The 26,602-nt window shown below is 71.6% G+C and carries 25 protein-coding genes and 1 tRNA gene; 15 read left to right on the top strand and 11 right to left on the bottom strand.

The window, feature by feature from the left end:
- Nucleotides 1-101: 101 nt before the first annotated feature.
- Nucleotides 102-692 (bottom strand): hypothetical protein, encoded by a 591-nt coding sequence (locus ACIQUC_RS11885; protein WP_022906623.1) that lies wholly within the window; start codon nt 690-692, stop codon nt 102-104.
- A 157-nt stretch (nt 693-849) separates the two neighbouring features.
- Between ACIQUC_RS11885 and ACIQUC_RS11890 the strand changes: the two genes are divergently transcribed.
- The 4 genes from ACIQUC_RS11890 (at nt 850) to rlmB (ending at nt 5,070) form a co-directional block, all read left to right on the top strand.
- Nucleotides 850-1,332 carry a CarD family transcriptional regulator gene (locus ACIQUC_RS11890; protein WP_017888066.1) on the top strand — a complete coding sequence of 161 codons (483 nt, stop codon included), beginning with the start codon at nt 850-852 and terminating at the stop codon, nt 1,330-1,332.
- A gap of 49 nt (nt 1,333-1,381) precedes the next feature.
- Nucleotides 1,382-2,557, top strand: a complete 1,176-nt coding sequence (gene ispF / locus ACIQUC_RS11895; RefSeq protein WP_402267038.1) for a 2-C-methyl-D-erythritol 2,4-cyclodiphosphate synthase — start codon at nt 1,382-1,384, stop codon at nt 2,555-2,557.
- A 64-nt stretch (nt 2,558-2,621) separates the two neighbouring features.
- Nucleotides 2,622-4,031 (top strand): cysteine--tRNA ligase, encoded by a 1,410-nt coding sequence (cysS, locus tag ACIQUC_RS11900; protein WP_402267041.1) that lies wholly within the window; start codon nt 2,622-2,624, stop codon nt 4,029-4,031.
- A gap of 28 nt (nt 4,032-4,059) precedes the next feature.
- Nucleotides 4,060-5,070: a 23S rRNA (guanosine(2251)-2'-O)-methyltransferase RlmB gene (gene rlmB / locus ACIQUC_RS11905; RefSeq protein WP_022906620.1), complete on the top strand. Its 1,011-nt coding sequence runs from the start codon at nt 4,060-4,062 to the stop codon at nt 5,068-5,070.
- 179 nt (nt 5,071-5,249) lie between these two features.
- On the opposite strand, the gene ACIQUC_RS11910 is transcribed toward rlmB, so the two are convergent.
- Nucleotides 5,250-6,551, bottom strand: a complete 1,302-nt coding sequence (locus ACIQUC_RS11910) for a DUF4032 domain-containing protein (protein ID WP_402267045.1) — start codon at nt 6,549-6,551, stop codon at nt 5,250-5,252.
- Between the two features lie 82 nt (nt 6,552-6,633).
- On the bottom strand, nt 6,634-7,734 hold the full coding sequence (locus tag ACIQUC_RS11915; protein ID WP_022906618.1) for an ABC transporter ATP-binding protein: 1,101 nt from the start codon (nt 7,732-7,734) through the stop codon (nt 6,634-6,636).
- A gap of 243 nt (nt 7,735-7,977) precedes the next feature.
- Here ACIQUC_RS11915 and ACIQUC_RS11920 point away from each other — a divergent pair, with 243 nt between their 5' ends.
- Nucleotides 7,978-8,916: a thioredoxin domain-containing protein gene (locus ACIQUC_RS11920; RefSeq protein WP_042723716.1), complete on the top strand. Its 939-nt coding sequence runs from the start codon at nt 7,978-7,980 to the stop codon at nt 8,914-8,916.
- Between the two features lie 16 nt (nt 8,917-8,932).
- On the opposite strand, the gene ACIQUC_RS11925 is transcribed toward ACIQUC_RS11920, so the two are convergent.
- Nucleotides 8,933-9,832 carry a neutral zinc metallopeptidase gene (locus tag ACIQUC_RS11925; protein WP_402267049.1) on the bottom strand — a complete coding sequence of 300 codons (900 nt, stop codon included), beginning with the start codon at nt 9,830-9,832 and terminating at the stop codon, nt 8,933-8,935.
- Nucleotides 9,833-9,891: 59 nt separating this feature from the next.
- Here ACIQUC_RS11925 and ACIQUC_RS11930 point away from each other — a divergent pair, with 59 nt between their 5' ends.
- The gene (locus tag ACIQUC_RS11930) at nt 9,892-10,833 is read left to right on the top strand and encodes a 2-deoxy-5-keto-D-gluconate 6-phosphate aldolase domain-containing protein (RefSeq protein WP_402267051.1); all 942 of its coding nucleotides are present in this window, start codon (nt 9,892-9,894) and stop codon (nt 10,831-10,833) included.
- On the opposite strand, the gene ACIQUC_RS11935 is transcribed toward ACIQUC_RS11930, so the two are convergent.
- The gene (locus ACIQUC_RS11935) at nt 10,758-11,600 is read right to left on the bottom strand and encodes an NAD(P)H-hydrate epimerase (RefSeq protein ID WP_402267054.1); all 843 of its coding nucleotides are present in this window, start codon (nt 11,598-11,600) and stop codon (nt 10,758-10,760) included. The two genes, ACIQUC_RS11930 and ACIQUC_RS11935, sit on opposite strands and share 76 nt — an antisense overlap.
- Before the next feature lie 34 nt (nt 11,601-11,634).
- Between ACIQUC_RS11935 and ACIQUC_RS11940 the strand changes: the two genes are divergently transcribed.
- Together ACIQUC_RS11940 and ACIQUC_RS11945 are read left to right on the top strand one after the other, a co-directional pair.
- Nucleotides 11,635-12,435 (top strand): alpha/beta fold hydrolase, encoded by an 801-nt coding sequence (locus tag ACIQUC_RS11940; protein WP_402267057.1) that lies wholly within the window; start codon nt 11,635-11,637, stop codon nt 12,433-12,435.
- 53 nt (nt 12,436-12,488) lie between these two features.
- Nucleotides 12,489-13,520, top strand: a complete 1,032-nt coding sequence (locus ACIQUC_RS11945) for an aldo/keto reductase (RefSeq protein ID WP_022906612.1) — start codon at nt 12,489-12,491, stop codon at nt 13,518-13,520.
- 187 nt (nt 13,521-13,707) lie between these two features.
- Here ACIQUC_RS11945 and ACIQUC_RS11950 read toward each other — a convergent pair.
- Together ACIQUC_RS11950 and msrB are read right to left on the bottom strand one after the other, a co-directional pair.
- Nucleotides 13,708-13,780, bottom strand: a tRNA-Thr gene (locus ACIQUC_RS11950).
- Between the two features lie 81 nt (nt 13,781-13,861).
- On the bottom strand, nt 13,862-14,266 hold the full coding sequence (gene msrB, locus ACIQUC_RS11955) for a peptide-methionine (R)-S-oxide reductase MsrB (RefSeq protein WP_022906611.1): 405 nt from the start codon (nt 14,264-14,266) through the stop codon (nt 13,862-13,864).
- Between the two features lie 81 nt (nt 14,267-14,347).
- Between msrB and ACIQUC_RS11960 the strand changes: the two genes are divergently transcribed.
- From ACIQUC_RS11960 to ACIQUC_RS11990, 7 genes are all read left to right on the top strand, one after another.
- Nucleotides 14,348-14,836 carry a GNAT family N-acetyltransferase gene (locus ACIQUC_RS11960; RefSeq protein ID WP_402267061.1) on the top strand — a complete coding sequence of 163 codons (489 nt, stop codon included), beginning with the start codon at nt 14,348-14,350 and terminating at the stop codon, nt 14,834-14,836.
- Complete coding sequence (locus ACIQUC_RS11965; protein WP_402267063.1) at nt 14,836-15,906, top strand: DUF2332 family protein; 1,071 nt, start codon at nt 14,836-14,838, stop codon at nt 15,904-15,906. The genes ACIQUC_RS11960 and ACIQUC_RS11965 overlap by 1 nt, the downstream gene beginning before the upstream one ends.
- Nucleotides 15,907-16,000: 94 nt before the next feature.
- Complete coding sequence (locus ACIQUC_RS11970) at nt 16,001-16,330, top strand: DUF3263 domain-containing protein (RefSeq protein WP_022906608.1); 330 nt, start codon at nt 16,001-16,003, stop codon at nt 16,328-16,330.
- Nucleotides 16,327-16,908: a LytR C-terminal domain-containing protein gene (locus tag ACIQUC_RS11975; RefSeq protein ID WP_402267066.1), complete on the top strand. Its 582-nt coding sequence runs from the start codon at nt 16,327-16,329 to the stop codon at nt 16,906-16,908. Before ACIQUC_RS11970 ends, ACIQUC_RS11975 begins: the two co-directional genes overlap by 4 nt.
- A 222-nt stretch (nt 16,909-17,130) precedes the next feature.
- The gene (locus ACIQUC_RS11980) at nt 17,131-17,334 is read left to right on the top strand and encodes a cold-shock protein (RefSeq protein WP_058740472.1); all 204 of its coding nucleotides are present in this window, start codon (nt 17,131-17,133) and stop codon (nt 17,332-17,334) included.
- Between the two features lie 249 nt (nt 17,335-17,583).
- Nucleotides 17,584-19,203, top strand: coding sequence for a chaperonin GroEL (gene groL / locus ACIQUC_RS11985; protein ID WP_402267070.1), 1,620 nt, complete (start codon nt 17,584-17,586; stop codon nt 19,201-19,203).
- Nucleotides 19,204-19,523: 320 nt separating this feature from the next.
- Nucleotides 19,524-20,456 carry a hypothetical protein gene (locus ACIQUC_RS11990; protein ID WP_402267073.1) on the top strand — a complete coding sequence of 311 codons (933 nt, stop codon included), beginning with the start codon at nt 19,524-19,526 and terminating at the stop codon, nt 20,454-20,456.
- 88 nt (nt 20,457-20,544) lie between these two features.
- Here the strand turns inward: ACIQUC_RS11990 and ACIQUC_RS11995 are convergent, their stop codons facing one another.
- The 4 genes from ACIQUC_RS11995 to ACIQUC_RS12010 form a co-directional block, all read right to left on the bottom strand.
- The gene (locus ACIQUC_RS11995) at nt 20,545-22,257 is read right to left on the bottom strand and encodes a sensor histidine kinase (protein ID WP_402267075.1); all 1,713 of its coding nucleotides are present in this window, start codon (nt 22,255-22,257) and stop codon (nt 20,545-20,547) included.
- Between the two features lie 80 nt (nt 22,258-22,337).
- Nucleotides 22,338-23,033, bottom strand: a complete 696-nt coding sequence (locus ACIQUC_RS12000; RefSeq protein ID WP_017888045.1) for a response regulator transcription factor — start codon at nt 23,031-23,033, stop codon at nt 22,338-22,340.
- Between the two features lie 51 nt (nt 23,034-23,084).
- Entirely contained in the window at nt 23,085-24,782 is a 1,698-nt protein-coding gene (locus tag ACIQUC_RS12005; protein WP_402267079.1) for a DNA repair helicase XPB, read from the bottom strand.
- A gap of 57 nt (nt 24,783-24,839) precedes the next feature.
- Nucleotides 24,840-26,600, bottom strand: coding sequence for a helicase-associated domain-containing protein (locus ACIQUC_RS12010; protein ID WP_402267082.1), 1,761 nt, complete (start codon nt 26,598-26,600; stop codon nt 24,840-24,842).
- Nucleotides 26,601-26,602 lie beyond the last annotated feature (2 nt).

The following is a 26,602-nucleotide window of genomic DNA, read 5'->3' on the forward strand; positions in this document are numbered from 1 at the left end:
GGGGGGGGCCCCCGGGGCGGGGGGGGGGGGGGGCGGGGGGGGGGGGGGGGCGCGCCCCCCCCCCCCCCCCCCCCCCGCCTCCGGTGCGTGCGGCTGTCCGCCTACTTGCCGGTGGCGTCGTCCGACGGCGTGGCCTCGGGGGTCTCGACCGGCAAGGTGATCTCGCTGGTCGGCTCCGGCGAGGAGGTCGGCGCGAGGGTCGCGTACTCCTCCTGCTGGCTCGTCAGCACCGGGACGCTCGCCGAGACGCCCTCGGCGCCCGAGTACGAGAAGTAGACCTTGACGAGGGAGCCCGGCTTGGTGTCGGCGTCGTCGAAGACGACCTCGCGCGATTCGCCGGCGGCGGTGCCCTGCGTGGTGCCGTTGTCGTTCTGCGTCGACGTGGTGGCCTGCTCGGAGGGCTCGGCGGCACCGCCGAGGTCGATGTGCGTGTTCGCCGGGACGGTCACGGTCTGGGTGTCGCCGCCGACCTCGATCGAGAGCGTCACCTCGCCACCGTTGTTCACGAGCGTGCCCACGAAGCGGGCACCCTCGGAGTCGTCGGCGATGAGGAGGGCGTTGCGGATGTCGACCTTGCCCGTGGTGACGTTGACGCCGTCGGTGATCTGCTTGATCTCGGCCGTCTGTGCGGGCGACATGAACTCGCAGCCGGTGGCGCCGAGCGCGATGGTTGCCGCAACGGCGACGGACACGAGTACCCGAGCTCGCAAGAGATTCCTCCGGAAGATCACGATGTGGACCGGACGGTCCGGATCCATCCTACCGATGAGCGCGGGTGCCAGGTGTCACGAGCCCATTACCCGAACAACGCTTGTGGTAAACTGGGTGTCTCGGAACGGAGCCTGATACATGCAATTCGAGGTCGGCGAGACCGTCGTCTACCCCCATCACGGGGCGGCAACCATCTCTGAAGTCAAGACGCGCGTCATCAAGGGTGAGGAAAAGGTCTACCTGAAGTTGCGGGTCACCCAGGGTGACCTGACGATCGAGGTCCCGGCGGACAACGTCGACCTGGTCGGGGTCCGTGACGTGATCGGCAAGGAAGGCCTCGACAAGGTGTTCGAGGTCCTGCGTGCCCCCTTCACCGAAGAGCCCACCAACTGGTCGCGCCGGTACAAGGCGAACCTCGAGAAGCTCGCTTCCGGCGACGTCATCAAGGTGTCCGAGGTCGTCCGCGACCTCTGGCGTCGCGACCAGGACCGCGGCCTGTCCGCGGGTGAGAAGCGGATGCTGGCCAAGGCGCGCCAGATCCTCATCTCCGAGCTGGCGCTGGCCGAGAAGACCGACGAGGACAAGGCATCGACCGTCCTCGACGAGGTCCTCGCCTCCTGAGCGCACCGAACCACTGAACACGACCCCGACCGTTCTGTTCCCCTCCGGGGTGGACAGGGCGGTCGTCGTCGTTGCGGCCGGTTCCGGCACCCGGCTCGGCATCGGGACGGCCAAGGCGTTCGTCCCCGTGGCCGGCACGCTGATGCTCGCGCGGGCGCTCGAGCCGCTGTTCGCCCTGCCGTCGCCGACGCTCGTCGTGGTGGTCGCGCCGGCGGCGCTCCTCGACGACTGCCGACAGCTGGTCGCGTCCGTCGCCGGGGCTGCGGTCGCGTACACGGCCGTCGTCCCCGGAGGCGCGGATCGCCATGCCTCGGTCGAGGCCGGCCTGGCAGTGCTGCCGGACACCGTCACCGCGGTGCTGGTGCACGACGCGGCGCGGTGCCTGACGCCGGCCGCCCAGTTCGAGCGGGTCTTCGACGCGGTGGCCGGATCGCTCGCTGCCGGTGCCGGTGCCGGGTTCGTCCCCGCGCTGCCCGTCACGGACACCGTCAAGCGCGTCGAGGGGGACGTCGTCGTCGAGACCGTCGACCGCGCGGCGCTCGTCGGGGTGCAGACCCCGCAGGGCTTCCCGCTCGGAGCGCTCCGGCGGGCGTACGCGGTGTCCGAGCGCGCCGAGACCGACGACGCCGGGGTGTTCCAGGCCGCCGGTGGCACGGTGCGGTCCGTCCCGGGCGACGCCGACGCCTTCAAGATCACCACGGCGTGGGACCTCGGCCGCGCCGAGTCGATCGTCCGCGCCCGCAGCAGTGCGCCCGTACACACCCGGGTCGGCCTCGGGGTGGACGTGCACGCGTTCGACGACGCCTCACCGTGCCGGGTGGGGCTGCTCGACTTCCCCGGCGAGCCCGGGCTCTCCGGGCACAGCGACGGGGACGCGGTCGCGCACGCGGTCTGCGACGCCCTGCTCTCGGCGGGCGGACTCGGCGACATCGGCGGGACCTTCGGCACCTCGGATCCCGCCTACGCCGGTGCGTCCGGTGACGTCTTCGTCCGGGGCGCGGTCGCGATGCTGGCGTCCGCCGGACTCGTCCCCATGTCGGTCACCGTGCAGGTCATCGGGAACCGCCCGCGCATCGGCGCCCGACGCACCGAGATGCAGGACGCGCTCGGAGCCGTCGTCGGAGCCCCGGTCGCGGTCTCGGGCACCACGACCGACGGTCTCGGCTTCACCGGGCGCGGCGAGGGGCTCGCCGCGATCGCGACGGCCGTCGTCCGGGCGGCATGACGTCCGTCGTCCCGGCGACATGACGTCCGTCGTCCGGGCGGCCTGACGTCCTAGGCTTGGGGGCGTGACCGTTCGCCTCTACGACTCCCGCGCCGCTGCCGTCGTCGACCTCGTCCCGCTGGTCGACGGACAGGTGAGCATGTACGTGTGCGGTCCGACCGTGCAGTCGTCGCCGCACATCGGGCACCTCCGTTCCGCCCTCGTGTACGACATCTGGCGCCGCTGGCTCACCCACCGCGGCCTGCACGTCACGCTCGTGCGGAACGTCACGGACATCGACGACAAGGTGCTCGACCTGGCCGCCGGCACCGACGAGCCGTGGTTCGCACGGGCCTACCGCGTCGAGCTCGAGTTCACGGCCGCGTACAACGCGCTCGGCATCCTGCCCCCGACGTACGAGCCGCGGGCGACGGCGAGCGTGCCGCAGATGCACGACATCATCGCCAGGCTCATCGACCGTGGGCACGCGTACGCCGCCTCCGACGGCTCGGGCGACGTCTACTTCGACACCGGCAGCTGGGCGTCCTACGGTGCGCTCACCCGGCAGCGCCGCGAGGACATGGTCGAGGCCGCCGACGCCGACCCCCGCGGCAAGCGCGACCCCCGGGACTTCGCGCTCTGGAAGGGTGCCAAGCCGGGTGAGCCGTCGACCGCGAACTGGGACTCGCCCTGGGGACCCGGCCGACCGGGGTGGCACATCGAGTGCTCGGCGATGTCCCGCCGGTACCTCGGCCCGGCGTTCGACATCCACGGCGGTGGTCTCGACCTGCGCTTCCCGCACCACGAGAACGAGCTCGCGCAGTCCACGGCTGCGGGGGACGCGTTCGCGTCCTACTGGCTGCACAACGGGCTCGTGACCGTCGAGGGGCAGAAGATGTCGAAGTCGCTCGGCAACTCCATCTTCGCCGCCGACTTCCTCGGGTCCGCTCGGCCCGTGGTCGTCCGGTACTTCCTCGGCGCCGCGCACTACCGCTCGTCGATCGACCACCACGACGGCTCCCTGGCCGAGGCCGAGGCGGCGCTCGACCGCATCGACGGATTCCTGGCACGGGCCGCCGCGCGGCTCGAGGGCGTCCACCTGGCCGACGCCCCGGGTGTGCCCGATGCCTTCGCTGCGGCGATGGACGACGACCTCTCGGTGCCACAGGCCCTCGCCGTGCTGCACGAGACCGTGCGCGCCGGGAACGCCGCCCTGGACGCGGACGATGCGGATGCGCTCGGAACCGCGTACCATCAGGTGGCTGCGATGGTGGAAGTGCTCGGCATCGACCCGCGAGCCGCCCACTGGTCGGGCGGCGGCCACGACGCATCGGCCGCACCGCTCGCAGCACTCGTCGAACGCCTCGTGCAGGAGCGCGCCGACGCCAGGGCGGCACGCGACTTCGCCACGGCGGACCGCGTGCGCGACGACCTCGCATCCGCGGGCATCACGATCGAAGACACCGCAGCAGGTACACGCTGGAGCATCGCCTGACAACGGCAGTGCCGGACAGGAGAGAGCAATGAAGAACGTCTCGGGCAGCAAGAAGGGACGGCCGGGCGCCGTCCGCTCAGGCCGCAAGGGCAACAAGCAGGTCGGCTCCGGCGGCCAGGGCGCACAGGCGCTCGAGGGTCGCAAGCCGACCCCGAAGGCCGAGGACCGTCCGTACCACCCCGCCGGCAAGCGCAAGGCCGCGAAGGAGCGCTTCGAGGCAGCCCGTGGGCGTCACGGCGCGTCGAGCTCGCAGCAGCAGCGCTCCGGCCGCCCGCCGCAGCGCAAGACCGACGACTCCGAGCTGGTCACCGGCCGCAACTCGGTGCTCGAGGCCCTGCGCACGAAGACCCCCTCGACGACGCTCTACATCGCCGCCCGCATCGAGGTGGACGACCGCGTCAAGGAGATCCTCGCGCTCGCCAACCACCGCGGCGTCCCGATCATGGAGATCATGCGTCCGGAGCTCGACCGCATCACCGGACACGACAGCGTGCACCAGGGCGTCGCGCTCAAGGTCCCCGCGTACGAGTACGCCGTGGCCGAGGACGTCGTCGAGCGGGCGTTCGCGAAGGACGAGGTCCCGCTGCTCGTCGCCCTCGACGGCATCACCGACCCGCGCAACCTCGGTGCGATCATCCGCTCCACCGCGGCGTTCGGCGGCCACGGTGTCGTCGTTCCGCAGCGTCGGTCCGTCGGCGTGACCGCGTCGGCGTGGAAGACCAGCGCCGGTGCCGCCGCCCGCACGCCCGTGGCGATGGCCCCGAACCTCACGCAGACGCTCAAGTCGCTCAAGTCGATGGGCCTGTTCGTGCTCGGCCTCGACGGCGACGGTGACGTGGAACTCGACGGCCTCGCGCTCGCCGACCGACCGATCGTGATCGTCGTCGGGTCCGAGGGCAAGGGGCTGTCGCGCCTGGTCACCGAGACCTGCGACGCGATCGTCTCGATCCCGATCTCGAGCGCGACGGAGTCCCTCAACGCGGGCATCGCCGCGAGTGTCACCCTGTGGGAGGTCGCCCGGCGCCGTCGCGCCGAGTAGCCGCGCACGTCCGGCGCCCCGCGATCGTCCGGCGAGCGTGCAGGACACGCCGTCTGCGCGACGTCCGTCGGGCAGGATCTGCCGCTCGGATCGCACGAACGTGACAGAGAAGGCCCGCTCGCGGAATCGCGAGCGGGCCTTCCGCGTCTGCGCGGCGCGGCGCGGGGAGCGGGCGCGCGTCAGACGCCGGCGCGCCAGTCCTCGACGTCCTCGGACTCCGCCGCGTCGTCGACGACCGGGATCGGCAGCGTCATCGAGGACGTCGGCGGGTTGATCAGCAGCCGCTCGTCGCGGCGGTGCCGGAGCACGTCGTTGATGTACGCGGTCGTGGCCTCGGGGAGCGACACCGAGCGCTCCTCTTCCTGGGACATGAACCAGCGGTGCTCGAGCAGTTCGTGGAACACCTCGGCCGGCTCGAGCCGCCCGCGCAGGTCGCGCGGGATCGAGCGGATCACCGGCTCGAACACCCGCGAGACCCACTCGTGCGCCACCATCTCCTCGTCGAGGAGGTCGCGGCCGTTGCGCGCCCGGTACGAGTCGAGGTCGTTGAGGAGCCGTCGCGCCTGGTTCTCGCCGGCGTCGAGGCCGGTCAGACGCAGCAGCCGTCGCTGGTGGTGGCCGGCGTCGACGACCTTGGGCTGGATGCGGACCTGCGACCCACCCTCGGTCGTGTGGATCGACAGCTCCTCGATGTCGAAGCCGAGCGCGTTGAGGCGTTCGACCCGGTCGTTGATGCGCCAGCGTTCCCGGACGTCGAACTGCTCGGTGCCGGTGAGTTCCTTCCAGAGCGTCCGATACTGCGCGACGATCCGGTTCGAGACGTCCACGGCGTCGGCGTTCTCGTCGAGGCGACCGCCGGCCTCGAGGTCGAGGAGCTCGCCGGCGATGTTCACGCGCGCGACCTCGAGGTCGTTCTCCCGCTGCCCGTTCGACAGGCCGCCGGGGTAGAGCTTGCCGGTCTCGGCGTCCACGAGGTACGCGGCGAAGGCTCCGGCGTCGCGGCGGAACAGCGTGTTCGAGAGCGAGACGTCGCCCCAGTAGAAGCCGATGACGTGCAGCCGGACGAGCAGGAGCGCGAGGGCGTCGACCAGGCGGGTGGCGGTCTCGGGTCGGAGCGTCTGCGAGTACAGGGCGCGGTAGGGCAGTGAGAAGCGCAGGTGTCGGGTGACGAGGACGGGGTGCAGGGCCTCGCCGTCGGCGCTGACCCGGTTCGTGATCACCGCGACGGGGTCGACGCACGGCACGTCCATGCGCTGCAGCGTGCGGAGCATCTCGTACTCCGAGCGCGCCACCTCTTCACCGGTCTCCTTCACGGCGACGACGTACCCGCCGAGCTGCACGAACCGGACGAGGTGCCGGGAGATGCCCTTCGGGAGCGCGACGATCGTGGAGTCCGGCCAGTCGGCCAGCGGGAGGTCCCACGGCAGGTCGAGGAGTCCGGGGTCGACGGTGGCGGCGGTGATGGACATCGAGTCGGGCACGGTTGGTTCCTCTGGTACGTGTGCGACGGACGGGAGGCGCGGTGCCAGCTGGCACCGCGCCTCCTGTTGGGACCTTCCAGCGTTACGCGCTGACGACGGCCTTGTCGTCGAGGCGTTCGCCCGACTCGGTGTCGAATGCGTGCACGTGGCCCTGCTTCGGCGTGACGACGATCGTGTCACCGATCGACGGGTGCGAACGCCCGTCGACGCGGGCGACGATGTCGACGCGCGACCCGTTGACGTCGGCGTGACCGTAGAGGTAGCCGTCGGCGCCGAGCTCTTCGACCACGTCGACCGTGACCGGCAGGCCCTCGCCCGACTGTGCCACGACGACGTCCTCGGGGCGGATGCCCACGGTGATCTGGCCGGAACGCGCGTTCGAGAGCGTGTCGCGGTCGATCGGGTGGTTGAGCGTGCCGAACTTGATGCCGCCCTCGACCACGTCGGCCGGCAGGAGGTTCATGGCCGGCGAGCCGATGAAGCCGGCGACGAACACGTTGTTCGGCTTCTCGTAGAGGTCGCGCGGCGAGCCGACCTGCTGCAGGATGCCGTCCTTGAGCACCGCGATGCGGTCACCCATGGTGAGGGCCTCGGTCTGGTCGTGCGTGACGTAGACCGTGGTGACACCGAGGCGACGCTGCAGCGAGGCGATCTGGGTGCGGGTCTGGACGCGGAGCTTGGCGTCGAGGTTCGACAGCGGCTCGTCCATGAGGAACACCTGCGGCTGACGGACGATCGCGCGGCCCATCGCGACGCGCTGACGCTGACCACCGGAGAGCGCCTTCGGCTTGCGGCCGAGGTACTGCTCGAGGTCGAGGAGCTTGGCGGCTTCCTGCACGCGGGTGGCGCGCTCGTCCTTGCCGACGCCGGCGATCTTGAGCGCGAAGCCCATGTTCTCGGCGACGGTCATGTGCGGGTACAGCGCGTAGTTCTGGAACACCATCGCGATGTCGCGGTCCTTCGGCGGGACGTCCGTGACGTCGCGGTCGCCGATGCGGATCGCGCCGGAGTTGACCTCTTCGAGGCCGGCGAGCATGCGCAGGGAGGTGGACTTGCCGCAGCCCGAGGGGCCGACGAGGACGAGGAACTCGCCGTCGGCGACGTCCAGGTCGAGGGAGTCGACCGCGGGACGGTTGCCTCCGGGGTAGAGACGGGTTGCCTTGTCATAGGTGACGGACGCCATGAGCGTTCGGTCCTTCCTTCACCGGCAGGTACGTGCCGGACGATCCGAGTGAAGCGGTTGCCCGTGGGGGGCCCCGGATGGTCGCCGTCGACCATCGAGGTTCATACAACACGATCTCTCCCTGGAACGCCAGCGTTCACACCTGGTTGGGTGGTTCCCACCGGGCCCCGGTACGATCGGCGGGTCCGTCCGGCCCGCGGGGGAGGCCGTCCGGACGACGATCAACGTGAGGACACTCGACGCATGACCAACCGCCCCGAGGGTGACGCCCGCGCCGCGCGGAACGAACGACGCGAAGCCGCCCGACAGCGCGCCCAGCGTGCCCGTACCCAGCAGAAGCGCCGCCAGCGCGGACTCCGACTCGGCCTGCAGATCGGCATCGGTGCCGTCCTGCTCGCCGCCGCGACGGTCGTGACCCTCGTGCTCGTCGACTCGGTGCAGCCTGCCGGCCCCGGCCCGGCAAACACGTCGCAGGGCGGCATCACCATCGGGCAGGACCTCAAGGCGGTCACGCCGACGTCCGGGTCGCCAGCCCCGACCTCGACCGACGCCGCCGGTTCCGTGCGCATCACGATGTACATCGACTACCTCTGCCCGATCTGCGGCCAGTTCGAGGACGCGAACGGCGAGTACATCCAGAACCTCGTCGACTCCGGGGCCGCGACCGTCGACATCCACCCGATCGCGATCCTCTCGAACCGGTCGCAGGGCACGAAGTACTCGCTCCGTGCCGCCAACGCCGCCGCCTGCGTCGCCGACAACTCGCCGGACCAGTTCTTCGCCGTCAACCAGGCGCTGTTCGCGAAGCAGCCGGAGGAGGGCACCGCCGGCCTCACCGACGCGCAGCTGACCAAGGTCGTCACGGGTGTCGACGGCGTGCAGAAGCGCTCCGCGATCACGAAGTGCATCGAGGACCAGACGTACAGCAAGTGGATCGACGAGCGGACCACCGCGGTGACGAGCGGCGACATCCCCGGCTCGTCGCTCCAGGAGTTCCCGGGCACGCCCCTCGTGCTCGTGAACGGGCAGCGTTACGAGCTCACGTCACCGATCACGAACGACGACTTCCGGACGTTCGTGGTGACGGCGGCCGGCGCGACCGACGCGACGCCGACCCCGACGCCGACGCCGAGCGCCACCCCGACCGCGTCCCGGACGCCGAGCGCCACCCCGTCGAACTGAGCGGGTCCGGCCCGGCCTACAGGGACGAACCCGGCACGCTGAACGTGTCGCACGCCGTGGCGCCGCGCTGGTAGCCGCGCAGGAACCAGTTCTGCCGCTGCTCGCTCGACCCGTGCGTGAACGAGTCCGGGTCCACCCGGCCGCTCGACCGCTCCTGGATGCTGTCGTCGCCGACGGCACTCGCGGCGGACAGGGCGTCCTCGACCTGGCTCCGGGTGATCGGTTCGAAGAAGGTCCGGCCGTCCGCGTCCTTCGTGGTCGCGGCGTCGCCGACCCACGCACCCGCGTAGCAGTCCGCCTGCAGTTCGACGCGGACGCTGCCGGACGACGCCCCGGTCCCGGAGCGGTCGGTGTTCGCGAAGGTGCCCTGGAGCTGCTGGACGTGGTGGCCCCACTCGTGCGCGACGACGTACATCTGGGCGAGCGGGCCACCGGACGAGCCGTACGTCGACTGCAGGTCGTCGTAGAAGGCGGTGTCGAGGTAGATCGCCCGGTCCGGCGGGCAGTAGAACGGACCGGTCGACGCCGACGCCTGCCCGCACCCGGTGCTCGTCGACCCGTCGAACAGGACGAACCCGGGGGTCGTGTAGGCGATGCCGAGCTTCCGCGACTCGGCCGTCCAGTAGCCGTCGAGCGACTCGGCGGCACCCTCCATGCGGCACTCGATCTGCAGGTTCGCGTCACGACCGGTCCGGCACTCGGCGGCCGCGTCGACGGTCCCGCCCTCCTGCTGGATCTGCGTCGTCCCACCGCCCCCGTCGATGAACCCCGTCAGGTCGACGCCGGTGAACTGTGCGATGAGGAACACGACGATGGCGCCGACACCGACCGCCCCGCCGCCGATCGCAGCGCCGCGCCCGCGCCCGCGCCGCGTGACCTTGCCGCCTTGCAGCTCGGAGTCGTCGTTGAACGTCATGCCCCGAATGTACGGATGCCCGGGACATCGTGCCCGGTGCCGGGAGTAGACCGGAGGACATGCCCGTCCTCGACGAATCACACCCCCTGTTCCTCTTCGCGATGGACCAGCGCTCCTCGCTCCTCGAGCACACCTACGACGAGTCCGGCGGCGAGCCGCGGGACGAACCAGAGGCCGAGCGCGTGCGCGCCGGCAAGCAGCTCGTGTACCGCGGCGTCCTCACGGCGCTCGCCGCCGGGGCCGCCCGTGACCGCACCGGCGTCCTCGTCGACGAGCGCTACGGCGCCGACGTCGCCCGGCTCGCCAAGGAGGCCGGCCTCCAGCTCGCGATGCCGATCGAGCGGTCGGGCCGCGAGTGGTTCGAACTCGAGTACGGCGACGACTGGACCGCCCACGTGGACGCGTTCGACCCGGACTGGGTGAAGGTGCTCGTCCGGGACAACCCCGACTTCGACGCGGACCGCCGGGAGCGGCAGGCGTCCGACCTCGCCCGGGTCGCCGCGACGCTGCACGACGCGGGGCGGCCCTTCCTGGTCGAGCTGCTCGTACCGGCCACCGACGAACAGCGGGCGTCGGTCGAGGACTACGACCGCGACCTCCGCCCGGACCTCGTCGTCCAGGTCGTCGAGTACCTGCAGGACCACGGCGTCGAGGCGGACGTGTGGAAGCTCGAGGGCCTCGACACGCGCGCGGACGCCGAGCGCGTCGTCCGGACCGTCCGTCGGGACGGCCGCGACCGGGTGCAGTGCATCGTCCTCGGTCGGGACGCCCCCGCGGAGCAGCTCGACCACTGGCTGCGGACCGCCGCGCCGGTGGACGGGTTCGTCGGGTTCGCGATCGGTCGCAGCAACTGGGAGGAACCGCTCGACGACGTCGTCCGCGAGCACCTCGACACCGAGGCGGCCGAGGGGCTCATCGCCGCGAACTACCGGCACTTCGTCGACACCTGGCTCGAGGCGCGTCCCGACGTCGAGCACGGCGTGGACGCCGGCGGGGTCTGAACCGTCAGGTGCGGACCAGCGGCTCCACGGCCTGCAGGTCCGCACCGATCCCGACGTCGACCAGCTCGATCCGACCGGCGAGCGTCGCGCCCGGTCCGCGGAGGAGCCCGGCCTTCACCCCGGAACGTCACCGTGACGTCCGCCTGCAGCACGTGGTCGTCCGCGATCGCTCCGGTGTCGACGTCGATCCCGCTCGGCACGTCGACGGCGACCACGAACGGCGCGCGCTGGTCCCGTGCGAGCTGCCGGACCGCCGCCACGACCTCGCGCGCCGGGGAGCGGAGGGCCGCGGCACCCCGCACGCCGATCCCCAGGATCCCGTCGAGCACCAGGTCGGCGTCGAGCGCGGCGTCGGTCGCGACCGCCGCCGGACCACGGTCGCCCCAGCGGGCGACGGCGGCGAGCACGTCCGCCGCCGGGCGGGCCTGCCCCGGCGCACCCGACGGGTCGTCCACGAGCCGGGCGCCGGCGTCCAGCGCCGCTGCCAGGCCGGCCGCGTGGACCCGCGAGCCGACGCGCAGGACGGTGACGCGCCTCCCGTCCGCCGCCAGGCGTGCACCCGCGAACAGGGCGTCACCGCCGTTGTCGCCGCTGCCCACCAGCAGCAGGACCGACCCCGGGCCGTCTCCCGGACGCACGGCCGGGTCGTCGAGCAGGTCCCCGACGATCCGGGCCAGCCCGTCCGCCGCACGCTGCATGAGGGGCTCACCCGCGTCGAGGTGCGGCCGCTCCGCCGCCCGGATCTGATCGCCGCCGTAGCCGTCCATGCCGACCACCCTGCGCCGGTAGCCTGGAGGGGACATGTCACTCGTCCCCGAAGCGCCCCGTCCCCGCGTCGTGATGTCACCCGACGGGCTGAAGATCGCGACCTACGACTTCGGCGACCCCGAGGCACCGGCGGTCGTCGCCGTGCACGGGTTCGCCTCCGGGGCGCTGCTGAACTGGCACGCCTCCGGCTGGACGCGCGACCTCGTCCGGTCCGGCCACCGCGTCGTCGCCCTCGACCAGCGCGGGCACGGCGCCTCGTCGAAGCCGCGCGACCCGTCCGCGTACTCGATGGACCTGCTCGTGGCCGACGTCACCGCCGTGATCGACACCTACCTGCTCGACGACGTCGCGTTCCTCGGGTACTCGCTCGGCGCCCGCGTCGGCTGGCACACGGCCGAACGACTGCCGGACCGCATCACCCGCGCGGTGTTCGGCGGCATCCCGGACGCCGACCCGATGCGCCGCGTGCGCGTCGACCAGGCCAAGGCGTACCTCGCCGACGGCACGCCGATCGAGGACCGCGTGACGAACGGCTACCTCACGATGGCCGGGAACGTCGACGGGAACGACCTCGGCGCGCTCGTGGCGATGGTCGAGGGGATGCGCGACAGCATCGAACCGACGCCCGGGAACGCCCCCGCGCAGCCGGTGCTCATGGCCGCGGGCAGCGAGGACGGCATCAAGGACAGCGCCGTCCGGCTCGCGGCGGCCGCGCCCGACGCGTCCTTCTTCGAGATCCCGGGGCGGAACCACTTCAACGCGCCGACCTCCCGGGCCTTCCGGGACGCCGCGATCGCGTTCCTGACGGACCCGGACGTGTCCGCCGCGCGCTGAGGGGTACTCGCAGGTCCTCGCGGGCACGTTCGGCCGCGCGTACCGTCCCGGCCATGGACTACAGACTCCTCGGCAACAGCGGGACATCGGTGTCGACGCTGACCCTCGGCACCATGACGTTCGGCAGCGAAGCCGACGAACCCACCTCGCACACCATCATCGACACGTTTGTCGCCGCGGGCGGCACGCTCGTCGACACGGCGGACGTGTACTCCGGCAACGAGTCGGAGCGCATCATCGGGCGGTGGCTCGCCGCGCACCCCACCGAGGCGCAGCAGGTCGTCCTCGCGACCAAGGGGCGCTTCCCGCAGGGCGACGGGCCGAACGACCTCGGACTGTCCCGCCGGCACCTGCGGGTGGCGCTCGACGCGTCGCTCGAGCGGCTCGGCGTCGACCACATCGACCTGTACCAGATGCACGCCTGGGACGCCCTCACCCCGATCGAGGAGACCCTGCGCTTCCTCGACGACGCCGTGGCGGCCGGCAAGATCGGCACCTACGGGTTCTCGAACTACCTCGGGTACCAGATCACGAAGGCCGTGTACGAGGCGAAGGCGCACGGGTGGGCTCCGCCCGTGACCCTGCAGCCGCAGTACAACCTGCTCGTGCGCGACATCGAGCACGAGATCGTCCCGGCGTGCCTCGACGCCGGCATCGGTCTGCTCCCGTGGTCGCCCCTCGCCGGCGGCTGGCTCTCCGGCAAGTACCAGCGCGACGAGGCCCCCACCGGCGCGACGCGCCTCGGCGAGAACCCGTCGCGCGGCATGGAGGCGTGGGAGGCCCGGAACGGCGACGAGCGCACCTGGGCCGTCCTCGACGCGGTGTCCGACATCGCCGACGCGCACGGTGCCTCGCGGTCGCAGGTGTCCCTGGCCTGGCTGCTCGCCCGACCGGCGGTGACGAGCGTCATCCTCGGCGCCCGCACCGTCTCGCAGCTCGAGGACAACCTCGGCGCCGCCGACCTCGTGCTCGACGACGCCGAGCTCGCCCGGCTCACCGAGGTCAGCGCCCCGCGCATCGACGACTACCCGTACGGCACCGCCGGCGTCGCCCAGCGGGAGCGGAAAATCACCGGCGGGCGCTGAGCGTCCTCCGAGGAACGCGTGCGGCTTCCCGCGAGCTTGACGACGGGTGTGGACACTGCGTCGTCACCGGTGCCACGATCGCTGGAACGACCGGCTGGTTACCGTGTCGAGCGCTCGGAACGCCCCTGATCCGCGTCCCGACGCGCCGAAGGCCCCGGGTGCATCCACCCGGGGCCTTCGTCGTCGGGGCCGGCAGCGGGACTCGAACCCGCAACCCCCGTATTACAAGTACGGTGCGCTACCAATTGCGCCATGCCGGCTGACGCGCCCATCCTAGCGGCGGACGCGTCGGGCCTCACCCGCGGAGCGGCGCGTGCCTCACCCGCGGAGCGGCGCGTGCCTCACTCGCTCTTCTCGGAGAAGTTCAGCGAGATCGAGTTCATGCAGTAGCGGTCACCCGTCGGCGTGCCGAACCCGTCGGGGAACACGTGGCCGAGGTGCGAGCCGCAGTTGGCGCAGCGGACCTCGGTGCGGGCCATGCCGAGCGAGTTGTCCTCGAGGAGCTGCACCGCGTCCGGGTCGACCGACTCGTAGAACGACGGCCAGCCGCAGCCGGAGTCGAACTTCGTGCCGCTCTTGAACAGCTCCGCGCCGCACGCCGCACAGGTGTAGACGCCGGCGCGCTCCTCGTCGAGGAGCTCACCCGTCCACGGGCGCTCCGTCCCGGCCTGCCGGAGGACGGCGTACTGGTCCGGGGAGAGCTCCTCGCGCCACTGGGCGTCGGACTTGTCGACGTTGTATGCCATTGCTTCCTCCTGCTCTCGTCGCCGTTGCCGGACGACCACTTCGGGCCGTTGTCGGACGACCACTTCGGTAAACTCCAGACGATGTCCGAACATTCCGTGCACCACGCCCGTTGGGACCGTCTCACGACGGACGAACTGTACGGCATCGTGGTGCTCCGGAACCGCGTGTTCGCACTCGAACAACGCGTGACGGCCGAGGACTTCGACGGCCGTGACCGCGAACCGGACACCGAGCACTGGTGGTTCGGCACCGACGACGATGCGGTTGGGTACCTGCGGCTCATCCGTCCGGCTGCCGACGAGGTGCACCCCGACGGTGCCGCGGCGCCCGCCTGGGTGATCGGTCGGGTCGCCACCGACCCCGCGCACCGCGGGAGCGGGATCGCCGGTCGACTCGTCGCCGCGGTGCTCGACGCCCACGGACACGAGCCGTTCGTGCTGCACGCCCAGGAGTACGTCGCCGGGCTCTACGAACGCCACGGCTTCAGCCGCTTCGGGGAGCCGTACGACGAGGCCGGCATCCGGCACGTCGGCATGCACCGCCCCGGTGTCACCCCGACCGGGCGCTGATGGACACCCGCGCCCGGTACGCCGCCTACGCGGACCGCATCGCTCCGACGTCGCCGACGTACGCCGCGTGGGCGCGTTCGCTCGACGACGGGGTGGTCGCCGCGCTCGCCGAGGTCCCGGAGTCGAAGCGGCAGCCGGAGCTCCTCTTCGCGGTCGCCCGCCGCCTGGGTGCGGACCCGGCCGACGCCGGTGCGCTCCGCACGCTGGTCCGGGAGGCGCGACCCGCCCTGGTCTCGGCCCTCGCCTCCGCAACGGTGCAGGCGAACGACCCGCGACGCCTCGCCCCGGTGGTTCCCCTCTTCGCGGCGCTCGCCGCGCGGGTCGGCGGTCCGCTCGGCCTCGTCGACGCCGGTGCGGCGGCGGGGCTCTGCTCGATCCCGGACCGGGTGACGCTCGACTACGTCGTCCGCACCGACGCCGATCGCGCCCCGCGGCGAACCGTGCACCCCGGAACGACGGGGCGCGGTGTCCGGCCGGGGGCGCGGACCGCGGTCGTCCGGATGCACACCGCGCCCGGGGAACCCGCCCTGCACCTCGTCGCCGAGGCCCGCGGGGCCGTGCCGGCTCCGGCAGCGGGTCCGATCGACGTCCGGGCGCGTGTCGCCCTCGACCCGAACCCGATCGACCTGGCTCGACCCAGGGCGTTCGACCGGCTCGTCGAGGCCGTCCCGCCCGAGGCGACGGACCGCACCGCCCTGATGCGCGAGGCGCGGCGCGCGACGCTCGCCGTGCCTCCCGTCCGCATCCGGGGCTCCCTGCCGGGCGACCTTGACCGTGCACTCGACGCCCTGCCGGACGACGTCACCCCGGTCGTCCTGACCACCGGGACGCTCGTGTACGTCCCCGGGGCGGACCGCCAGCGCGTCGTCGACCGCATGCGTGAACGCGGCGTGCACTGGATCGCGCTGGAACGCACGGGGATCCTCGCCGGGGTCGCCCGGACCCTGCCGGACGACGTCGACCCCGCCGATCCGGGCGCGTTCGCGACCGCGTCGCTCGACGGTGTGGCCGCGGCCGTCTCCGATCCCTTCGGGGTCCGCGTCCGGTGGCTCGCCGACCCGAACCTGTGACCGGTCTTCGCGACAGTCCAGCGGCGTGCCAGGGTCCGGATGCCCTCCACCCCTACGATGTGCGAGACCCGCCCTGACCGCGATCGGAACCGCAGTGACCGCCACACCCGCCCACGAGCGCAGCGCTGACCAGCTCAGCGCCGACCCGCTCAGCGAGCTCGCGAGGCACGTGCTCGCGTTCGAGCAGGAGCGGGCGCGGCACGACCGCACGAAGGAAGCGGAGATCCGGGTCGAGTTCGACATGTCGCCGGCTCGGTACTACCAGGTGCTGAACCGCGTGATCGACTCGCCGGCGGCGCTCGCGTACGACCCGCAGCTGGTCTCCCGGCTGCAGCGGCTCCGGTACGCGCGCACCAGTGCCCGGGCAGCGCGCACCTTCGTCGCGCCCGGCCCAGCACCCGAAGGACGTGAAGAGGAACGATGACGACGAGATACCCCCGAGACCGGTTCGACGACGTCGCCGACGGCCCGCGGGTCGGGGCGCACCGTGGGGCGCAGCGGCGGGGACGCGGCTGGATCGCGTTCGCGTGGGCGGCCCTCGCCACCGGTGTCATCGTCGCGATCGGCGTCGGGGCGCTCGCGCTGCTGAACGGCACCTACTCGTTCGACAGCGCCGGATCGCCGTCCGCGTCGGCCTCGGCGTCGGCGTCCGCCTCGGCGAAGCCGTCGGCATCCGCGTCCTCCCCGGCGTCCCAGGCCCCGGCGGCGGCGACCCCGGCCGACCAGGGCGCGACGACGCTCGTCGTGCTGAACGGCACGTCGACGACCGGCCTCGCGGCGAAGGGCAGTGCGGCGCTGACCGCTGCCGGGTGGAAGGTGACCTCGACCGGTGACGCCGGCACGACCGGGACCACCGCGACGATCGTCTACTACCAGCAGGCGGCGCAGGCCACCCTGGCCCAGGGGATCGCGAAGTCGCTCGGGGTGACGGCCGTGCAGCAGTCGGCGGCGTTCCCGAACGCGGACATCAGCGTGGTGCTCGGCGCGGACTACGCCGGCTGATCGGTCCGGACGCATTCCGTCGGTCCCGACGCATTCCTGGGTGCGTTCTCCGGACGATTGATCGTGCATTTGTGACGAGTGTGTTTCCGGCACGTTGATTCTTGTCGGAATCGACGTTGAACAACGTCACACCTCTTGCCCTGTCGGCATTGTTCGGCAAGAGTCGTGCCGGGACGGCGACAGCGCCGTCCGCATCAGCACCACCGCAGGGAGCAAGAGATCATGGCCAACGGAACCGTGAAGTGGTTCAACGCCGAGAAGGGCTTCGGCTTCATCACCGTCGATGGAGGGGGCCAGGACGTGTTCGTGCACTACTCGGCAATCGACATGTCGGGTTACAAGGTCCTCGAGGAGGGCCAGGCAGTGACGTTCGACGTCGGCACCGGGGCGAAGGGGCCGCAGGCCGAGTCCGTCCGTCCCGCCTGAGTCCGAACCACCGCGAACGCGTCGTCCCCACCGGGGCGGCGCGTTCGTCGTGTCGGGACCGGTGCGTGACGCGCCGCTCGCGCCGGGGCCGGCGTGTGACGGGCCGGTGCGTGTCCTGGGAACTCGACCCGCGCCTCCCGGCGGTGTTGCACTCGACCCCTGCGAGTGCCAGAATCGGCGTTGGCACTCGCTCACGCTGAGTGCCAGCACGACCCCCATGACGACGTCCGGGAGGGACGAGAAACTCACATGGCTAAGATCATTGCTTTCGACGAGGAGGCCCGCCGTGGCCTCGAGCGCGGCCTGAACATCCTGGCTGACGCCGTGAAGGTGACGCTCGGCCCGCGCGGCCGCAACGTCGTCCTCGAGAAGAAGTGGGGCGCCCCCACGATCACGAACGACGGTGTCTCCATCGCCAAGGAGATCGAGCTCGACGACCCGTACGAGAAGATCGGTGCGGAGCTCGTCAAGGAGGTCGCCAAGAAGACCGACGACGTCGCCGGTGACGGCACGACCACCGCGACCGTCCTCGCCCAGGCCCTCGTCCGCGAAGGCCTCCGCAACGTCGCCGCCGGTGCCGACCCCGTGTCGCTCAAGCGCGGCATCGAGAAGGCCGTCGCCGCCGTCTCCGACCAGCTCCTCGCCAACGCGAAGGACATCGAGACCAAGGACCAGATCGCCGCCACCGCGTCGATCTCGGCCGCCGACCCGACCATCGGCGCGCTCATCGCCGAGGCCATCGACAAGGTGGGCAAGGAAGGCGTCGTCACCGTCGAGGAGTCGAACACCTTCGGCACCGAGCTCGAGCTCACCGAGGGCATGCGCTTCGACAAGGGCTACCTGTCGCAGTACTTCGTCACCGACCCCGAGCGTCAGGAAGCCGTCTTCGAGGACGCCTACATCCTGATCGTCAACTCGAAGATCTCGAACATCAAGGACCTCCTGCCGGTCGTCGACAAGGTGATCCAGGCGGGCAAGCAGCTCCTGATCATCGCCGAGGACGTCGACGGTGAGGCCCTGGCCACGCTCGTCGTGAACAAGATCCGCGGCATCTTCAAGTCCGTCGCCGTCAAGGCTCCGGGCTTCGGCGACCGCCGCAAGGCCATGCTGCAGGACATCGCGATCCTCACCGGCGGCCAGGTCATCTCGGAAGAGGTCGGCCTCAAGCTCGAGAACGCGACGCTCGACCTGCTCGGCAAGGCCCGCAAGGTCATCATCACCAAGGACGAGACGACCATCGTCGAGGGTGCCGGCGACGAGGAGCAGATCGCGGGCCGCGTCCGTCAGATCCGCTCCGAGATCGAGGCGACCGACTCCGACTACGACCGCGAGAAGCTCCAGGAGCGCCTCGCGAAGCTCGCCGGTGGCGTGGCCGTCATCAAGGCCGGTGCCGCGACCGAGGTCGAGCTCAAGGAGCGCAAGCACCGCATCGAGGACGCCGTCCGCAACGCGAAGGCCGCCGTCGAGGAGGGCATCGTCGCCGGTGGTGGCGTCGCGCTCATCCAGGCGTCCGTCGTGCTCGACACCCTCGAGCTCGAGGGTGACGAGGCGACCGGTGCGAACATCGTCCGCGTCGCGATCGACGCGCCGCTCAAGCAGATCGCGCTGAACGCCGGTCTCGAGCCTGGTGTCGTCGCCGCCAAGGTCCGCGAGCTCGAGTCGGGTCACGGCCTCAACGCCGCGACCGGTGAGTACGTCGACCTCGTCGCCGCGGGCATCATCGACCCGGCCAAGGTCACGCGCTCGGCGCTGCAGAACGCTGCGTCGATCGCCGGTCTGTTCCTCACGACCGAGGCCGTCGTCGCCGACAAGCCCGAGAAGTCCCCGGCCATGCCGGCCGGCGACCCCACGGGTGGCATGGACTTCTAGTCCGTCGTTCCGGAAGGGCCCCGCACGCTGCGCGTGCGGGGCCCTTCCGCGTGCGCGGGGTGGGGGTGGGGGGGGGGGGGGGGGCGTGCGGGTGCGTGTGCGGTGCGCGGGTGCCGGCCGGCCGTTGCACCGAGCGGCCGAAATACGTCACGCTCGGGGCGCTCCGGCGGCGTATCTCGCCCGCTCGGCGCTCAACGCGCGGCGCGTCCTGCCCGCCCGGTCCGCGGGTTCCTCACGCACAGGAGGCGCGGCCCGGCGGTTCTCCACAGGTTGCGGTTCCGAGAGCTCACGCCGAGCGCCTCGTCGAGACGATTGAGCGCATGCGTGATGCTTCCCGTCTTCCGGATCCGTTCCGCCATGCGCCGTTCCGTGTGCGGGACGCCCTCGCGCGGCACGTCCCTGCCGGCCGACTCCGCCGACGCGACCTCGAATCGCCCGTGCACGGTGTGCGCACCCGGGCGGGCTCGGCCACCAGTCGGATCGATGCGATAGCCGTGGTGCTCCGAATCGATCAGCACTTCAGCCACACGAGCGCCGCGGTCATCTGGGGTGCCCCGTTGCCGTCGGCTGTCCGGGAAGGGCCGGTCCACGTCACCTCGACCTCGGACACCGCGATGCGCCGCAACGGAGTGGTGGGCCATCGCTCCGCAGCACCGGACGTCCGGCAGCGTGGCGGCAAACGGGTGAGTGCGCCGGCGCAGGCCTGGTTCGAGTGCGCCGGGATCCTCGACCTTGTCGATCTCGTGGTGCTCGGCGACCACTTCGTGGGGCGGAGTGGACTCTCGACCGTCGATGAGCTGGCGAATGCGATCCGGCCTGGTGCGCGGGCGTCTCGAGCGGCACGCGCAGCGCTGGCCCTGGTCCGTGTCGGTGCAGAGTCAGCGATGGAGACGCGCTTCCGGCTCGCTGTGGTCCACGCGGGATTCGCCGAGCCGCAGCTCAACATCGACGTCCTCGATGAGGCCGGTGTCTTCCTCGGACGAGTCGACATGGCGTGGCCGGAGTACCGGATCGCACTGGAGTACGACGGCGACCACCACCGGGAGCAGGAGACCTTCCGGCACGATCAACGCCGCCGCAACGGCTTCGAGGTGAACGGGTGGCTCGTGATCCACGTCACCGCCGCGGATGCCGCGCGCCCGGCTGTCATGTTCGAGCGACTGCAGCAGGCGTTCGTGCTGCGAGCGGGCGGGACACGCCGCAACCTCGATGCCGAGCGGGCGCTTCTCGCCGATTCGGAGCGCCGAGTGTGACGTATTTCGCCCGCTCGACGACGCGTGCCGGCGGGGCGGGGCGGGGCGGGTGCGGTGGGCTCGGGCCCGGGCCCGCGCGGCGCCCGCGTCAGGCGCCGGCGGGCGCGGGGGCCGCGGGCGGGGTGTAGTCGCGGGGGAGCAGGGGGAGCCACACGCGGAAGGTCGCGCCGCCGCCCTCGGTGTCGAACACCTCGACCGAGCCGTTGTGCGCCGCGACGATGCCCGAGACGATGGCGAGACCGAGCCCCGAACCACCGGTGTCCCGGGCCCGCGAGGTGTCGGCACGCCAGAAGCGCTGGAAGATCTTGTCGCGCAGCTGCGGCGGGATGCCCTCACCGTGGTCGATCACGTCGATGTGGGCCATCCCACGCTCGTCGTCCACGCCGATGCCGATCTCGATCGGGTCGTCCTGCTCGGTGAACCGCATGGCGTTGCCCATCAGGTTCGTCACGATCTGACGGATCTTGTTCTCCTCCGCCAGGACGATCGGCGGACGCTTCGGCAGCACGACCGTGGGCAGCGGCGTCGTCTCGTCGGTCGGAGCGGACACGCCGTCGACGCCCATCGCGCGGGTCCGACGAGCGCGCAGGCGGGCGATCGTCTGCCGCGAGAACGCGATCGGCCCCGTCGTGTTCGCCGAGCTGGGCGACGCCGGGGGCCCGTCGACCGAGCCCGGAGCCAGTGCCGGCGCGGACCGGACCGCGTGCGGCACGCTCTCGCCGGTGACGGAGTCCTCGACGAGCACCTGGATCTCGCGGTCGGGGTTCGAGGCCATCGTGTCGAGCGCGGAGTCGCGGGCGATCGCCACGAGGTCGACCGGCCCGAGCTCGAGCGGCTTCGACTCGTCGATGCGGGCGAGCTGCAGCAGGTCCTGCACGAGGAGACCCATGCGCTGGGCCTCCTTCTCGATGCGGTCCATCGCCTGGGCGACGTCCTCTTCCTTGCGGAGGGCACCCATCCGGTAGAGCTCGGCGTAGCCCCGGAGCGACACGAGGGGCGTGCGGAGCTCGTGCGAGGCGTCACCGACGAACCGGCGCATCTGGTCGATGGTGCGCTGCCGGTCCTCGAACGCCGAGTCGATGCGCTCGAGCATGGAGTTCAGGGACCGGTTCAGTCGACCGACCTCGGTGTTCGGGGTGTCGGCTTCGAGACGCTGGTTGAAGTCCCCGGCGGCGAACCGGGCCGCGGTGTCCTCGACGTCGCGCAGGGGGTCGAACGTCGCCGTGACGAGCAGTCGGGTGAGCATGGCGCCGAGCAGGATCACCGAGATGCCGAACCCGAGGAAGATCACGGTGAACCGGGCGATCGTCTGGTCGGTGTCGGCGCTCGACACCGCGACCAGGACGTACCCGGTCTGCGTGGTGCCGCTCGACTGGTCCTGCAGCGACGCCGGGATGACCTGGGCGCGCCACTCGTGGTCGTGCTGGCTGTCGTAGAGCGAGAACCGGACGCCGCTCTGCGCCGCGGCCGCGAAGTCGAGCTGCCGGATGTCGGGCCGGCTCGAGGCCTTCGTCTGGCAGATGCGGTCGCTGCCGGCGTTGTACGCGGCGACGTAGGCGCTCTGCGAGAGCACGACGGAGAGCTTGCAGTACTGCTCGCCGTCGCTGATGTTCTGGCCTTCGAGCTGCTCCGTGGTGTTCTTCACGCTGGTGTCGAGCTGGGCCATCAGGTACGTCGACAGCACCGTCATCGTGCCGAGCCCCGCGACGAGCAGCCCGAGCGCCACCAGGAGCACCGTGATCCCGGTGATCTTGGTGCGCAGGGAGATCCCGTCCCACCAGCGGCTCATTCTCGTGTGCATGCTTCCCCAACGATAGACAGCGGTCGCCCGGTGAAACCGGACGACCGCCGTGAAGTCGAGCCCCGAGGAGCCCGGACGCGCTACGAGGCCTTGGAGGCCTTCAGCATGTAGCCGAACCCGCGCTTGGTCTGGATGATCGGCTCGGCCGAGTACTGGTCGAGCTTGCGGCGCAGGTAGGAGATGTACGACTCGACGATGCCGGCGTCGCCGTTGAAGTCGTACTCCCACACGTGGTCGAGGATCTGCGCCTTCGACAGCACGCGGTTCGGGTTGAGCATGAGGTAACGGAGCAGCTTGAACTCGGTCGGGGAGAGCTCGATCTGCGCGTCGCCGATGGTGACCTCGTGCGTGTCCTGGTCCATCGTGAGCTCGCCGGCGCGGATGATCGCGTCTTCCTCGTCGTTCATCGTGCGACGGAGGATCGCCTTGATGCGGGCGACGATCTCGTCGAGCGAGAACGGCTTCGTGACGTAGTCGTCGCCGCCGACGGTGAGGCCGGTGATCTTGTCCTCGGTGTCGTCCTTGGCGGTGAGGAACAGGATCGGGGAGGTGTAGCCCGACGACCGCAGGCGCTTGGTGACGCCGAAGCCGTTCATGTCGGGCAGCATGACGTCGAGGATGATCAGGTCCGGCTCTTCCTCGAGCACGGCGGAGATCGCCTGTGCTCCGTTGCCCACTGCGCGCACGGCGAAACCGGCGAAGCGCAGCGAGGTCGTCAGGAGGTCGCGGATGTTCGGCTCGTCGTCGACGATCAGGATCTTGGGGCCATCGCTCATGGTCCTATCTTCTGACCGTTCCCTAGTGGTTTCCTGAGAGCGGTTGGTGCGTCAGCCAACGACCGCCTGGACCTGATCGGCGTCGAGGATCGTGTAGGAGTACCCCTGCTCGGCGAGGAAGCGCTGTCGGTTCTGCGCGAAGTCCTGGTCGACGGTGTCGCGCGTCACCAGCGTGTAGAACGACGCCGGCAGCCCGTCCTTGTTCGGGCGCAGGAGTCGGCCGAGTCGCTGGGCCTCCTCCTGCCGGGAACCGAACGAGCCGGACACCTGGATCGCGACCGTCGCGTCGGGCAGGTCGACCGAGAAGTTCGCGACCTTCGAGACGACGAGCACGTCGATCGTCCCCTCGCGGAAGGCCTGGTAGAGCCGCTCCCGCTCGTCGACGGGCGTCGCACCCGTGATCTCGGCGGCGTCGAGGGACGCAGCGAGGTCGTCGAGCTGGTCGATGTACTGCCCGATCACGAGGATCTGCTCACCGCGGTGCTTCTCGATGAGCTCGCGGACCACCGGGGTCTTCGCCGGTGAGGTCGCCGCGAGCCGGTAGCGCTCGTCGTCGCTCGACGCGGCGTACTCGAGGCGGTCCTGGTGGGGCAGGTCGATGCGCACCTCGTAGCAGGCTGCGGGGGAGATGTACCCCTGCGCCTCGATCTCCTTCCACGGGGCGTCGTAGCGCTTCGGTCCGATGAGGGAGAACACGTCGCCCTCGCGGCCGTCCTCGCGCACGAGGGTCGCCGTGAGACCGAGTCGGCGCCGCGCCTGGAGGTCGGCGGTGAGCTTGAACACCGGTGCCGGCAGCAGGTGCACCTCGTCGTAGACGATGAGGCCCCAGTCGAGGGCGTCGAGGAGCGACAGGTGCGTGTACTCGCCCTTCCGGCGGGCGGTGAGGATCTGGTACGTCGCGATCGTGACGGGCCGGATCTCCTTCACGCTGCCCGAGTACTCGCCGATCTCGTCCTCGGTGAGGGTGGTGCGGCGCAGCAGCTCGGACCGCCACTGCCGGGCCGAGACGGTGTTCGTGACGAGGATGAGCGTCGTGGCCTTGACGGTCGCCATCGCGCCGGCACCGACGAGCGTCTTGCCGGCGCCGCACGGCAGCACCACGACGCCGGAGCCCTGTGCGAAGAAGGTGTCGACCGCCTGCTCCTGGTACGGCCGCAGGTGCCAGTCGTCGGTGTCGAGGTCGATCGGGTGCGGCTGGCCCGGCGTGTAGCCGGCGAGGTCCTCGGCCGGCCAGCCGAGCTTCACGAGCTCCTGCTTGATCTGCCCGCGTGCCCACGGCAGGAGCTCGACCTCTTCCGGGGACCGCATGTCGCCGAGCAGCGGCTTGATCCGCTTCGAGCGGATGACCTCGGCGAGGATGGTCGGCTCGGACGCGGTGAGGAGGAGCACCGGCTGCCGTTCGAGCTCCTCGGTGGGGGAGTTCGCGACGGCGGGCGCGTCTGGGCGTTCCTCGCGCCGGATGACGAGCCGACCGTAGCGCGCCACCGTGTCGCGGATGTCCACCGTCACGCTCTGCGGGACGGGGAACTTCGCGAAGTGCTCGAGCGTGTGGATCATGCTCTCGGCGTCGTGTCCGGCGGCGCGCGCGTTCCAGAGGCCGAGCCGGGTGATGCGGTACGTGTGCACGTGTTCCGGCGCGCGTTCGAGCTCGGCGAACACCGCGAGGTCGTGCCGTGCGTCCTCGGCGTCGGGGTGCGCCACCTCGAGGAGCACGGTGCGGTCGCTCTGCACGATCAGCGGTCCGTTCATGACGGATCAGCCTAGGCCGCTCGGCTGCGAGCCAGCGCGGATCGGCTCAGCGGTGGATCAGGCGTCGCTCTCGACGGCCACCACGAGGGAGAGCGGGAGCGTGCGCTCGACGTCGGCCGCCGTGTCGCGCCCCCGCACCCGGCCGGCCGCGACCGACGTCGGCACGATCGAGAACGGCCGCTCGGAGCCGTCCGGCATGCGCACGGTCAGGCGGATCGGCGTCCGCCCGCGGACGGCCAGGTCGATCTGCCGTCCCAGCCACTCCTGTTCGGGCTCGGCGTCGCCCCGCTCGGTCGTGACGCGGAGCCGCTCCACGAGTGCGTGCGCCGCCTGCTCCGGGTTGCGTCCGGTGGTGCGTCGTCGGACGGGAGGAACGGATCCCGCCGCGGGGCGGGCTGCGGCCGTCAGGACGGCCGGGTAGCGCTGGTCCTCGAGCGCCGTGTGGACCACGTGCGGCGGGTAGCGGGTCACCAGGGTCGTGAGGTCGCTGCGCTCCCACGCCAGCTGGCGGAGCTCGGCGTCCACACCGACCAGGTCGAGCTGGTCCGGGGTGCCGTGCACGCGGGCGCCGATCCCCTCGGGCCCGACGTCGACCACGATGCTGCCGTCGCGGGAGGACACCTGGTCGACGAGGTACGACAGCGGCTGCGGGACGTCCGTCGCCGACAGCCGTTCGAGCAGGGCGACGACGTCCTGCCGGGTGTGCCCGGCCCGGAACGCCCGGCGGAGCGAGTCCTCGGAGATGCGGTACCGCGCGGCGAGACCCGGGGCCTCGAGCACGGCGACGGTCCGGAGCGCCGCGTCGTCGACCGGGGCGAGCGGCCCCGGGGCGATGACGGTGAGGTCGTGCTGCAGGTACACGGCGTCCACCGTGCGGGGGAGGTCCTCGGCCGCGGGGGTCGGGTCCCCGTCGAGCAGTGCGCGCCCGGTGCTCGTCACGAGCCCGTCGTCGGTCACGCCGAGCGCCGCCGCGGTGCCCGCGACGTCGAGCAGCACCGCGTCGAGCCAGCGCGAGCCAGCGGGGTAGGCCCATCGGCCGACCGACACGAGGTCGCGGAGGTCGTCGCCTGCCACGTCGAGCACCGTCCGCACGGCGGGGTCGAGGGCGTCCCGCCACGCCGAGACGAGCGTCGACCAGCGGTCCGGCCAGCCGGCGACGAGCCAGGCGTCACCCGGTGCCGTCGTCGCCCACGTGCCGTCACCCGGCGCGGCGAACCCGACCCGGTCGAGCAGCGCCAACCGGTCGGGCACGAGGGTCGGGTCCGCCCCGGCCCGATCGCCGAGCGTCTTCGCGAGCGGCGTGCCGATGCCGCCCTTCACGAGCTCGCGGACGGCGCCCTCGGACACCGCCCGCAGCAGTTCGGCGAGCACGGTCATCGTCTCGAAGGCGCGCTCCGCGCCGGTCGTGCGCGACCGCTCGTCGTCGTCCGTCCCGCGGGCGGGAGTGACGGGGCGGGGCTGCGCCGCGCCTCCCGGGAGTCCCGCGACCTCGTCGTGGGCGGCCAGCCGGGCCGACACCGCGTCGTCGACGCCGCCGTCCTCGTCGGCGAGGCCCAGCGCGACCGCGGGGGCGAGGTCGTCGGCCGACCCCGCGCCGTCGCGCAGCGCGAGCAGCGTCCGGCGGGGCAGGTGCTCGATCGCGGCGTCCACCGCGTCGTCGGTGCGGAGCGCCTCGGCGAGGTCGAAGAAGTCCGAGATGCGCAGCGGACCGGTCTCGGCGAGGACCGCCGTGGGGAGTCGACGCGCCACGACGAGCCGTTCGAGGGCGTCGTCGGGCATCGCCCGGAGCCGGGCGGCCAGGTCTGCGGTGGTCGTCATCG

The sequence above is a fragment of the Curtobacterium sp. NPDC098951 genome (assembly GCF_044759965.1).
GTDB lineage: Bacteria > Actinomycetota > Actinomycetes > Actinomycetales > Microbacteriaceae > Curtobacterium.